Origin of the sequence: Chlorogloeopsis sp. ULAP01, assembly GCF_030381805.1 — a bacterium.
In the GTDB taxonomy this organism is placed as follows: Bacteria; Cyanobacteriota; Cyanobacteriia; order Cyanobacteriales; family Nostocaceae; genus Chlorogloeopsis.
Genome location: NZ_JAUDRH010000007.1, coordinates 303,718 through 316,034 on the forward strand (window position 1 = coordinate 303,718; position 12,317 = coordinate 316,034).

Here is a 12,317-nt window from a genome sequence, read left to right on the forward strand (position 1 = left end):
CTAAAACCATTAATTACTAGGCTTGTGCAGAATTTTGAAACAAGACTCCCTACGCCATTTGGTATAACCTTCTTGATTGAGGCTATCTGAAGGTGGGTTCTTAACCTTGTAAGGCGGCTATTTTGAGATGAGATTTCTTTGAAAAATGAAAGTTTTCTCATGTTTTCTTATCAAAGTTTCATGCAACACAGAGCAATTTTTTTTAACCTCTACTTAATCTCATCTTTACTAAATACTTACATTTTATTTCAAAGCATCTAGAGTCGGTAGATTGCTTAGGTTTTTCTATTCCCTTGAAAAGGAAATACCTGCTTTGTCGCGTGTGCAAGTGATATTACTCATTTTTTCAGGATACTGAAGTGATGAAATTGCACATCAGATATAACAAAACTATCAAGTGTAGTGAAATGCCACCGCCTAAATCAAATGAAGAAGGCGTCCACAGTCGATTGGTTGATTGTGGGCAAATTGTGCAATCGCAGGGGGTAAAGCCACAACCGCATCCCTTGAAAATTGCTCTTTATTCCCATGACACGATGGGCTTAGGACACAAACGGCGTAATCTGCTCATTGCTCAAACCTTGGCGCGATCGCTCCCCCATTCGTCAATTCTTTTAATTAGCGGTATGGAGGAGGGACGTAGTGTTAACCTGCCTGCCAACGTTGATTATTTGTCCTTGCCTGCACTACAAAAAGAGGTCGATGGACATTATCAACCTCGGCGGTTAGAGGTATCGCTGCAAGAGTTGATTGCGATTCGCTCACAGGTAATTCAAGCTGCGATCGGAACTTTTGCCCCAGATCTCTTCGTCGTGGACAATGTGCCACGCGGCGCTGTCCGAGAACTCAATCCGACTCTAGAGCAATTATGTACCCAAGGGCAAACTCGCTGTGTTTTAGGGCTGCGAGATGTTTTAGATGAACCCAGAGTGGTTCAACGTGAATGGCGACGCGCCCGCAATGAAGAAGCCATTCTTAAGTATTATGATGCCGTTTGGGTCTATGGCGACCCGGACGTGTTTGATCCGATTCAGAAATATCGTTTCTCGCCGGAAATTGCCGCCAAAGTTCGCTATGCAGGCTATTTCAACCAGTGTCATCGCCTCCAATATGTAGACTCTACTGAGAATGTGCTGGAGCAGTTGAAATTACCTCCCGGTAAACTGGCGTTGTGTTTGGTGGGCGGCGGACAAGACGGAGCACTTTTGGGGCAGATGTTTGCTCAAGCGACACTGCCTTCAGATATGAATGGAGTAATTTTAACTGGCCCATTCATGCCGTCGAATATCCGGCAGCTACTTTACAATCACGTCAAGATGCATCCTCGCTTGCGCGTTCTAGAATATCTGCAAGAACCGACGCAACTGCTGAGTCAGGCAGATTGTGTGGTGTCGATGGGTGGCTATAATACCACCTGCGAACTGCTGTCATTTGGCAAGCGATCGCTAATTGTTCCCCGCGTCACCCCTCGATTAGAACAATGGATTCGCGCCAAACGGTTGCAAGAACTTGGCTGGATTGATGTATTACACCCGGATCATCTCACTCCCAATGCGATTGCGAATTGGCTAAGACAATGCCAAGCTCCTTCATCAAAAACGCGAACGCCAATTGATCTGAACGGTTTAAATCGATTGCCAGAACTGGTTATGGAAGTATTAACCAATTCAACTGTTCAATCAAAATCTGTTGTTTGTCGCGTTTCATAAAAGCAAGGATGAATAAATTTATATCTGTTGCCGATGCTGCCAAAGTGGGATATGTGCTCAAGCGATATCCCCGCTATTCTGAAACCTTTGTTGTTTCTGAAATTCTGGCACACGAAGCGGCTGGTTTAAACATACAAATTTTTGCGCTCCATCCTCCCTTAGATGGACATTTTCAAGACATTATTGCTCAGGTGCGATCGCCTGTTACCTATTTATTTTCCCACGATCTCAGGGGCAGTACCCTGTGGAGCCTTTTAGAAGCAGCTAGTCAAATCCTTCCCAATTTGTGGAACAAGCTGGAATTAGCCCAAGGCGAAGATGTGCATCGAGTGCATAAAGCGATTCAGCTTGCCTGTATTGCTCGACAACAAAACTTCACCCACTTACACGCCCACTTTGCGACATCAGCGACAGTTGTAGCACGCTTGGCAAGTCATTTTGCAGAAATTCCCTATACCTTTACTACGCACGCCAAAGATATCTTTCATGAAAGCGTTGTTCCGGCGGAATATGAACGCAAATTGACTGATGCCACAGCAGCAATCACCGTCAGCGACTACAATCTGCACTATCTTCAGCAAACTTATGGTGCAGCAGCCAAAAAAGTGCAGCGTATTTATAACGGCTTAGATTTGCAGCGATTTCCGTTTACATCTGCGCAGCATCGTCCTCACAAAATCGTGGCAGTGGGACGATTGGTGGAGAAGAAAGGATTTGCAGTGTTGATTGATGCCTGTAAAGTTTTGGTTGAGCGCGACATTTCCTTCACCTGTGAAATTGTGGGAGCGGGCGAGCAGGAAGCTGATTTGCACACTCAAATTGAGACATTGGGATTACAACAGAAGGTGAAATTGATTGGTCTGCGTCCGCAGGGCGAAGTGGTAGAACTGGTAAAGTCGGCTGCTGTTTTTGCCGCTCCCTGTGTGGTGGCAGCAGACAGTAATCGAGATGGTTTACCGACAGTCTTACTAGAAGCAATGGCATTGGGAACGCCGTGCATTTCCACAGATTTGACTGGAATTCCAGAAGTACTGCGTCACCAAGAAACAGGATTAATGGTGCCACAACACAATCCGTTTGCCCTGGCAGATGCGATCGCCCAACTGTTGCAAAATCCTGATTTGCGAGTGCGGCTGGCAACCCAAGCCAGACAACTAATTGAACAAGAATTTGATATTCACCGCAATGCGGCTCAACTGCGAACGGTATTTCGTGCTGCTGCGTCGGTGAATACGGTTGCAGCTTAGGAGGTAGGGGAATGCGAATTGCTTATATTTGTGCCGATCCAGGAATTCCGGTATTTGGCTGTAAAGGATGTTCGATTCATGTTCAGGAAGTCATCCGCACTCTGATCCAACAAGGACATCAGATAGAATTGTTTGCTGTACGTTGGGGAGGCAATCCCCCCTCTGATTTGGCGTCTGTAAAAATACACAAACTGCCCAAACCACCCACCGGTGATCGCGCCTTGCGAGAACAAGCGCTGTTAGCCCATAACCTAGATTTACGGCTGGCTCTAGAACAAGCGGGACGATTCGATCTAGTTTATGAACGCTATTCTCTGTGGAGTTTCACAGCGATGCAATATGCTCACACTCAGGGTATTCCTGGGGTGCTGGAGGTGAATGCGCCACTAATTGAAGAACAGGCAACACATCGGAGTTTAATTCATTGGCAGGAGGCAGAAGCAGTTGCTCGGCGCGTGTTTAGTACAGCGACAGTAATAATCGCAGTTTCAGAGGGCGTTGCGGATTATCTCCGGCGTTATCCCCAGACTCAAGGCAAAGTGCATATCGTTCCCAATGGCGTTAACCCGGAGCGCTTCCCCCTACATCAATCCCCTGCTTTACCGAGCAACAACTTTACAATCGGCTTTGTCGGCACTATGAAGCCTTGGCACGGCTTACCAACACTGGTAAATGCCTTTGCTCAATTACACGATCACCATCCTCACACGCGTCTGTTAATTGTCGGTGATGGGCCGGAGCGATCGCAACTGGAAGCCGATTTCATCTATGCTGGGATTCGGGATGCGGTGGAGTTTACCGGCAAAGTACTGCCATCCGACGTGCCAGGATTGCTTGCTTCAATGGATGTCGCTGTTGCACCCTATCCTAACGATCCGAATTTCTATTTCTCGCCGCTTAAGGTTTATGAGTACATGGCGGCAGGCTTACCGGTGGTAGCCAGTCGGATTGGGCAACTCCAAGCGCTGATTAACGATGGCGTCAATGGCATATTGTATGAGCCAGGCAATAGCCAGCAGTTAACAAATTGGTTAGATCATCTGTGGCAACATCCTTGGTTACGGACTCAACTGGGACAAAATGCCCGTGCCACCGTGTTGCGATCGCACACCTGGGAACAATCCGTAGAGAGGATTTTAAGCCTCACAGCACAAGTGAGCAAGCTGGAGGTAAGCGCCTGATGAGCCGTCCCCAAAAGCTGAAAGAGGTTATACCGGGGCTTTGGCGGATTGTACAACGGTTTTCGCCCTACATCCGCAAACAGCAGATGCTGATTGTAATTTCGATGCTGGCACTATTCTGCGAAATCGGGTTGCGGTTGTTAGAACCTTTACCGCTCAAGTTTGTCTTTGATGAAATTTTTGCAGAGCAATCAAACGGAGGGTTGAGTAATTTTCCTTTCCTGGTTGAGGTGCTAAATACGCGAACGCTGCTGATTGGATCGGCGATCGCCGTGTTCGCCATTACTGGATTAAGAGGCATCGCCGCCTATTGGAATACGGTGGGTTTTGCATTGGTAGGCAATCGTGTTCTGACTGAAGTTCGCAGTGTGCTTTATTGCCATCTCCAAACCCTCTCCCTCTCGTTCCACAATAACGCTCGCAGTGGTGATTTGACATTGCGCGTCATCAGTGATGTAGGCTTACTTCAGGAAATTGCTGTGACGGCATTGCTGCCCCTACTTGCCAATTCTCTCATTTTGGTGGGCATGATCGCCGTCATGTTCTGGCTGAATGTTCAACTTGCCCTGTTAACGCTGGCAATGATTCCCCTATTTTGGTTCTCCACAATTCGGCTGACTCGTCGCATCCGAGAAGTTTCTAGGCAACAGCGTCGCCGCGAAGGAGCAATGGCAGCTACTACTGCTGAGTCGATGGCTGCCATCAAAATTGTGCAAGCGTTATCGTTGCAGGATAAGTTTGCGTCTGTCTTCACTGGACAAAATAAAAAGAGTCTGAAAGAAGGCGTAAAAGTCAAGCGACTAGCAGCAAACCTGGAGCGGACAGTAGATGTGCTGATTGGAGGTGCAACCGCCCTGGTACTGTGGCGTGGAGCAGAACTAGTATTGAGCAATGCTCTCACACCGGGCGATTTGTTGGTGTTTCTCACCTATCTAAAAAACGCCTTCAAACCCGTGCGCGATTTTGCCAAATATACCGGACGATTGGCAAAAGCCTCAGCTGCGGGCGATCGCATCCTCGATTTGCTCGATCAAACGCCTGAAGTCTACGATCTGCCCGGAGCTAAACCCGCTTCCCACTTTGCTGGATCTGTCGAGTTTGCGCAAGTGAGTTTTGCCTACAAATCAGGACATCCGGTGCTGCAAGGCATTGACTTTGTGGTGCAACCCGGACAACGAGTGGCAATTGTCGGACATTCCGGCAGTGGTAAATCTACGTTAGCCAACCTGCTGTTGCGGCTCTACGATCCCAGCAAAGGTAGCATTTTAATTGATGGCCAGGATATTCGCAATTACACCCTAGAATCACTACGGGCGCAAATTAGTGTAGTGTTGCAAGATAGTCTGCTGTTTGCTGCTAGTGTGTGGGACAACATCGCCTATGGTTCACCTACTGCCACTGAGGAAGAGGCGATCGCCGCCGCAAAACTAGCCAATGCCCATGACTTTATTACTAATATGCCCCAAGGCTATCACACGGTGTTGGGTGAACGAGGAGTAACGCTCTCCGGTGGACAAAGACAAAGAATCGCGATCGCTCGTGCTGCCATTCGTCAAGCGCCGATTTTAATTTTGGACGAACCCACCACCGGACTAGATAAAGAGAATGAACAAGAAGTACTAGACGCATTAAAGCGGCTTTCTGAGGGACGCACAACCTTCTTGATTGTTCACGATTTAGATCTTGCTGCCAGTGCTGATTTTATTCTCTACTTGGAACGAGGACGCTTGGTAGAACGGGGAACGCATGATGAGTTGATGCAATTAAATGATCGCTATGCAGCGCTATACCGTCTGCAAGCAACGGAACGCAAGCGTTCCGAAGATTCTCGTCACCAGCCAAAGGAGAATTCTGATGTTATCGCCTGCTGATTATCATTTGATTCGTCGCGATATCGATCTATTAGGATTGCGTCTAATGCTGGACACAGATGCCTTTGCTGAGGCAATAGTGGCTCAGTTTCCTCATGTCAATTTGAGTCAGGTGAAAAGAACTTACATTCGTTACAAGCCTGCTACAAGTTGTATCGTTAGCTATGAATTGATGATCGCCCAAAAAACTGTGTTGGCATACGCCAAAGCCGTCACCAGCGCTAAAAAACTAGATAAATACAGTCAACGCCCAGGAATTATTCAAGATTTTGGCATCGGACGCACCGTTTTCAGACGAGAAGGCATTATTTTCTCCGTGTTGCCCAATGATAACGCCCTAAAGCGATTGCCGAACTTGTTCGATCCACAATTCCGTCAGGAATGGCTGCAAAAACTACTGAGCGATCGCCCTGATTTATCACAAGCCACCTTAAGGGCGCTGCGATATAAGCCCGAACGTCGCTACGTTGCTCAACTCTCTGTTGGAGAACAAGGGCAAGCCGTCGTTAAAGCCTACACCAGTGGCAACTATCAACAAGCGCTAATCAATGCCAATGCTTTTGAATCAATTGCCCCACTGCAAATCGTGCCAGAATTGGGGCATTCCAGTCGCGATCAGTTTCTTGTCTTTCCCTGGATTGACGGTTCTCCGCTATCGGCTTTAATTAGCACTGCCAAGGTGACATGGGAAAAAATCACGCAAACGGGAATTGCTCTAGCTCAACTGCACCAACAGCATCCCCAGCACCTTAATTCTTTGTCTCGCAGTGATGAAGCCAAAAATTTGCTGATCCTTGGCTCCGATTTAAGCTGGCTTTACCCTCAGTGGAAAAATCGGATTCAAGTGATCGCGGTGCAACTTTCCACGGCGCTGCTGAATGCACGCCCAATTAACTTTCCTATTCACGGTGACTTCAATGCAGAACAAGTATTATTAAGTCCAAATACAAATGACATTACATTTATTGACTTCGATCGTGCTGTTTGCAGCGATCCGGCAACTGATTTAGGCTCATTCATCGCTAAGTTAATCCAAGATGAATTGCGGGGAGTGTTGTCTGCCGAGCAACGCGAACAAATTGCAGCAGCTTTGATTGCCGGATATCGTACTGCTGCACTTGAGCCAATTTCAGACGATCAGATTCAACTTTATACCGCCATTGGACTGCTTCGATTAGGATCTGATCCATTTCGCTATTGTGAATTTGACTGGTTAGAAAAAATCGACGCCATACTGTGTCGCATTGAGCAACTCATGAATCGACTCCCATTTGATCGGTTTCATTCTAGTTGTCCAGCTTAATATTTTCTATGTCTGTTTCTGTCAGCGATCCATTCAATGTCCTTAACGATCCAACGCTGAGTTTTTTAGCGCCTGCCCTTGCTCCACAGCAAGTACAACAGCAATTTCAAACTCAGTTATGCTATCGGTTTAACCGCAATCAAAAATTTCAATTACAAGCGATTCGCGTGATTCGATATAAACCAAAGCGACGGTGTTTGATTGAGTATGACGTAGTCATGGAGCAAGCTGGTCGCATTTGGCACACAACATGGATTGGAAAAGTCCGAGCCAAAGGACTAAATCCGTCCACTTATCAACTGCAACAAATCCTTTGGGAACATGGCTTTCAAAGCGATAGCGCAGATGGTATCTCTGTCCCCGAACCAATTGGTATTATTCCAGACTGGCAGATGTGGCTTCAGTGTAAAGTCCCTGGCATCACCGCAACAACCTTACTGACTCCAACTGAAGGACTAGAATTATCGCGGCGAATTGCACAGGCGGTTCACAAACTCCACCAAGCCTGGATTTTACCGCAGCGTTGCCACACCATAAACGATGAACTCGATATTTTAAACGATCGCCTTGCTAAAGTCGCCCAACAGTTTCCGCAGTGGGAACAACGATTAGAGCGAATGTTGGCAAGATGCGATCGCCTTGCTACCACGGTTGCCGCTCCTAAATTCTGTGGCATTCATCGCGACTTTTATCCAGATCAAATTTTGGTAGATGGCTCGCGGCTTTATTTACTAGATCTCGATCTCTATGCCGGCGGCGATCCAGCTTTAGATGTTGGCAACTTTAACGGACACCTGATTGAACAAGGATTACGCTCCTTTGGCAATCCAGATGCTCTACTCGCCCAACAAAACGCTTTAACCGACAAATTTATCCTACTCAGTGGTGAAAAATTTCATCACTCTATAGAAGTTTACACAACCCTGACACTAGTCCGACACATCTATTTAAGTACCCAATTTCTCAATCGCCAAGCTTTCACAGAAACGATTTTAGAATTATGTGAACAACGGCTGGAAAATTCATTGCTTAAATCCGTGTGACTGTGCTGTTGAACTGCAATGACTATAAGAAAAGTAAGTTTGTCGATCGCTGCAATTCTAGCCCTGTGTATGCCACCAGCGATCGCCAATGAGCAAACAACTCAATTTGTGGAGTCTTCCTCAAACCCAATCAGTCGCGAAACTCTGAGTCACAGCAACCGTCCATCTGTTGCGCAGCTATCCGATCTCACTCCTGATGATTGGGCTGTTCAGGCATTACAATCTTTAGCCAATCGATATGGATGCATTTTCGGATATCCCAACGGAACTTACTCTGGCGATCGCTCTGTGAATCGCTATCAATTTGCTGCCGCTTTGTCTACCTGTTTGGCTCGACTCAATCAACAAATTGCGCAATCCACAATTGATACTATCCACTCGGACGATCTGGCTACAGTGCAACGTCTTCAAAGCGACTTTGCAACCGAACTAGCAACCATACAGCAAAAGGTGGATAATTTAGAAGCTCGAACCGCTAACCTCACAGCGCAGCAGTTTTCCACCACAACAAGATTCAACGGTGAAGCGATTTTTGCTTTGGCTGGAGTAGGTGGCAATCGCAAAGCAGACGGTAGTGGTGAATCTATTGAGCGCAACATTGTCTTTAGTGAGCGAGTTCGGCTGGAACTTAGAACTAGCTTTAGTGGCTCTGATCGACTGCGGATGCGTTTGCAAGCTCGCAATATTCCAGAGCTGGAAGATGCGACTGGAACCCAAATGGCAAACCTCGGATTTGATGGCAACACTGGCAACAGTATCGAAGTTGATCGCTTGGACTACGAAACTAAAATTGGCGATCGAGCACTTGTTGTCATCAGTGTTGTGGGTGGTGGCTTGGGCGATTATGTCACTACGGTTAATCCTCTGTTCAGTGGTAGCGCAGATGGAGCGGTTTCTCTTTTTGCCCGCGAGAATCCGATTCGACGGCAAGGCAGCGTTCCCGGTATAGGATTAGCTTATGAACTAACTGACAATATTTTATTAGAACTGGGATATATAGCCGCACAAGCCACCGATCCGGAAGTTGGAATTGCCCAAAGTCCCTACGCCGCAGTTGCTCAAGTCACCGTCGAACCAACAGATTTTTCTCGATTCAGTCTAACATATGTGCGATCATTTAATGGTCTTGATACAGGTACTAGCAGCGAGTTAGCAGGCGATCCGTTTGACGATGATTCTGATGCTATCATTGCTAATTCCTTTGGAGCGGAAGCCTCAGTGAATGTCAGTCCCAACTTTACAATCGGTGGACGAGTTGGATACATTCAGGCAATCGCAAAAGATTTGAGCGACAATCCTCAAGCCGATATTTTTACCTGGGCTGTGCTGCTGGGCTTTCCAGATTTGGCAGGAGAAGGAAATTTACTGGGGATAGTTGCAGGTCAACCGCTACGAGTGACGCATAATCAGTATAGCGATCGCGAGTCAGATGCCGCATTACATTTGGAAGCCTTTTACCGTTTGCAAATCAATGACAATATTGCTATCACACCGGGTGCATTTTTATTAATTAATCCAGAAAATGATGCTGGCAATGATCCCATCTATGTAGGAACTATTCGTACTACCTTTAGCTTTTAAAACCAAATCATACTCAATATTTTGTTGAGCATGAAGTATATGTACCAGCATGGGTTTTCTTAACATTATTGAAACATAAATACAAAATTGATATTATTGTTTGTGTTTCAAGTACAACACAAATTATCAAAACTAGTTAAATATTCGCGTTCTCTTCGTCATCGCAAGAAAGACAGTCAAAAAAGTTACTAATATTTAGATAAAAAGATTACGCAGTTATTCTCTGTTCTGTTTAGAAGTCAAAAGTTATCGAAATTACATACTTTACAGAAGACTTTTGAAAGTTATTTCTGAAGCAAAATATGGAAAATGCTTCTGATTGAAGTAGTATGGCTCAAATCCCCTGTCTTATCTCCTAGCAAGATTACTTCTAAAGTAGTAAATATTATCACTTTGTGAAGATTAAAAATGAACCCCCAGATAAACTTGACACAGGTGCTAATAGTAGTAGAATCTAGTGAAATAATGATAAAAACATCAGGGCAGTTAATAGCTTGATAGTGTGTAATGTGACAACATTTCAACACTGAAGCTTAATATATACCCGATGAAAAACCCAGGAGTCAGGATTCTAACTTAGTGATATCTTGACTCAAACATATTGAGTTGAGTTTCTGAAGATTTTATGGACAAAAGTCCACAAGACGGCAGTACTATCCTCCTCTAAGCTGGTGAGCTTGTCTCCCAGCGTAGGGGAGACAATGGGAGGTTGTTATGCTCGCACAGGACATTCGCAATGCAGGCGTTGATGTTGCTGACTTAAATCAATTGAAGTGCGATTTAAATCGTTTGCAACCTGTTGACGTGGGAGATTACATTACACAATTACCAAGTCAACAGCGAGCGATCGCATTTCGTTTACTCAACAAAAATCAAGCAACTGATGTTTTTGAATATCTACCTCCTGAGGTGCAGGAAGAGTTAATTAATTCTCTGCATGATTTGCAGGTAGTGCAAATTGTAGAAACCATGAGTCCCGATGATCGGGCAGAATTATTTGATGAGTTACCTGCAAAAGTCGTCAAGCGGTTATTGCAAGAACTTAGCCCAGAACAACGGCAAGCAACAGCAACTATTCTCGGTTATCCCGAAGGAACCGCCGGCAGGGTGATGACAACGGAGTATGTACGGTTGCGCCAAGGTTTAACTGTCGGTACAGCTTTGAGTAAGATTCGCCTGCAAGATCAGGACAAAGAAACAATTTACTACGCTTACGTTACAGACGACAACCGCAAGTTAGTCAGTGTTGTTTCTCTAAGACAACTATTGTTTACTTTTCCTGATGTTTTAATTGGGGATATAGCGAGCGATCGCGTTGTCAAAGTCAGAACAGAAACTCCTCAAGAAGAAGTCGCCCGCCTGATGCAGCGCTATGACTTAATCGCCTTGCCTGTAGTTGATCGCGAAGAGCGATTGGTGGGTATTATCACAATTGATGACGTGGTTGATATCCTCCAAGAAGAAGCCACAGAAGACATTCAAAAACTGGCAGGTGTTGGTGATGGAGATGAAGCTGCATTGTCACCTCCTTTAGTGACAATCAAAAAGCGCCTGCCCTGGTTATTGGGAATCATGCTCTTGTATATAGGAGCATCAAGTGCGATCGCTCCATTTCAATCTACGATTGCGATGGTGCCAGTACTAGCTGTAATCATGCCCTTGTTCTCCAACACAGGTGGTACTGTGGGTATCCAAGCATTAACCGTCACAATTCGCGGGCTGGGAGTCGGAGAAGTAACACCCAAGGATACTCTCAAAATCCTCCGTAAAGAACTGATGGCAGGAATGGGTACAGCTTTAACCTTAGGGCTGACGATGATTTGTCTTTCCTTGATTTGGGCGCCTCCCCAAGAACGTTGGGTATCACTTATTGCTGGATGCGTCATGGCAACAAATACATTTGTGGCTGTAACTCTAGGTACTTTGCTGCCAATGGGCTTAAAGCGGCTCAAGCTCGATCCAGCTTTAATGAGTGGCCCTTTGGTGACAACAATGTTGGATGCCATTGGGTTTATGATTTTCTTAACACTTATTTCTACGGCTTTGCATATTTTCCAGTTGAAATCCTGAGCGTTGTTGATTGTTGTGAGGGTGCAAGAAAGAGTGGGGGAGAGGGGGAGACGCGGTGACGCGGAGAGAAAAAATTCCCCTTCCGTGTCCCTTTTTCCTACTTTCCTTCTGCCACGGCAGTTGCTACAACGCGGGGAGCCCGACGCCAGGTGACGCCACTTGCTTTATGCTGGGAAACCCTTTCGCCAGTCGCTACAAGTCGGCACTAGACGCGAAGCGGCTACCCTCCGGGTAGCCGCCCAACGCGCTGGCTCACCACCGCAGTGGCTCCGCAACGCACTGCCTCCTCTGCCCTCTGCCTTTTTCAAGACA

At 46.2% G+C, this 12,317-nt stretch carries 9 protein-coding genes; 8 read left to right on the forward strand and 1 reads right to left on the reverse strand.

Annotated features, from left to right (window positions below):
• Positions 1–407: 407 nt before the first annotated feature.
• The 8 genes from QUB80_RS16200 to mgtE all read left to right on the forward strand — a co-directional run bounded on the left by QUB80_RS16200 (position 408) and on the right by mgtE (position 12,005).
• Entirely contained in the window at positions 408–1,709 is a 1,302-nt protein-coding gene (locus QUB80_RS16200) for a glycosyltransferase family protein (RefSeq protein WP_289790539.1), read from the forward strand.
• An 8-nt stretch (positions 1,710–1,717) separates the two neighbouring features.
• Positions 1,718–2,956 carry a glycosyltransferase gene (locus QUB80_RS16205; RefSeq protein ID WP_289790540.1) on the forward strand — a complete coding sequence of 413 codons (1,239 nt, stop codon included), beginning with the start codon at positions 1,718–1,720 and terminating at the stop codon, positions 2,954–2,956.
• An 11-nt stretch (positions 2,957–2,967) separates the two neighbouring features.
• Positions 2,968–4,137, forward strand: a complete 1,170-nt coding sequence (locus QUB80_RS16210; protein ID WP_289790541.1) for a glycosyltransferase family 4 protein — start codon at positions 2,968–2,970, stop codon at positions 4,135–4,137.
• Positions 4,137–6,008 carry an ABC transporter ATP-binding protein gene (locus tag QUB80_RS16215; RefSeq protein ID WP_289790665.1) on the forward strand — a complete coding sequence of 624 codons (1,872 nt, stop codon included), beginning with the start codon at positions 4,137–4,139 and terminating at the stop codon, positions 6,006–6,008. Before QUB80_RS16210 ends, QUB80_RS16215 begins: the two co-directional genes overlap by 1 nt.
• Positions 5,992–7,311, forward strand: a complete 1,320-nt coding sequence (locus tag QUB80_RS16220) for an aminoglycoside phosphotransferase family protein (RefSeq protein WP_289790542.1) — start codon at positions 5,992–5,994, stop codon at positions 7,309–7,311. The genes QUB80_RS16215 and QUB80_RS16220 overlap by 17 nt, the downstream gene beginning before the upstream one ends.
• A gap of 8 nt (positions 7,312–7,319) precedes the next feature.
• On the forward strand, positions 7,320–8,354 hold the full coding sequence (locus QUB80_RS16225; RefSeq protein ID WP_289790543.1) for a phosphotransferase family protein: 1,035 nt from the start codon (positions 7,320–7,322) through the stop codon (positions 8,352–8,354).
• Between the two features lie 18 nt (positions 8,355–8,372).
• Complete coding sequence (locus tag QUB80_RS16230; protein WP_289790544.1) at positions 8,373–9,935, forward strand: iron uptake porin; 1,563 nt, start codon at positions 8,373–8,375, stop codon at positions 9,933–9,935.
• Between the two features lie 714 nt (positions 9,936–10,649).
• A complete protein-coding gene (gene mgtE, locus QUB80_RS16235) occupies positions 10,650–12,005 on the forward strand; it encodes a magnesium transporter (RefSeq protein ID WP_289790545.1) in 1,356 nt (451 codons plus the stop codon).
• A gap of 164 nt (positions 12,006–12,169) precedes the next feature.
• Here the strand turns inward: mgtE and QUB80_RS16240 are convergent, their stop codons facing one another.
• Positions 12,170–12,313: a hypothetical protein gene (locus tag QUB80_RS16240; protein ID WP_289790546.1), complete on the reverse strand. Its 144-nt coding sequence runs from the start codon at positions 12,311–12,313 to the stop codon at positions 12,170–12,172.
• Positions 12,314–12,317: the final 4 nt, after the last annotated feature.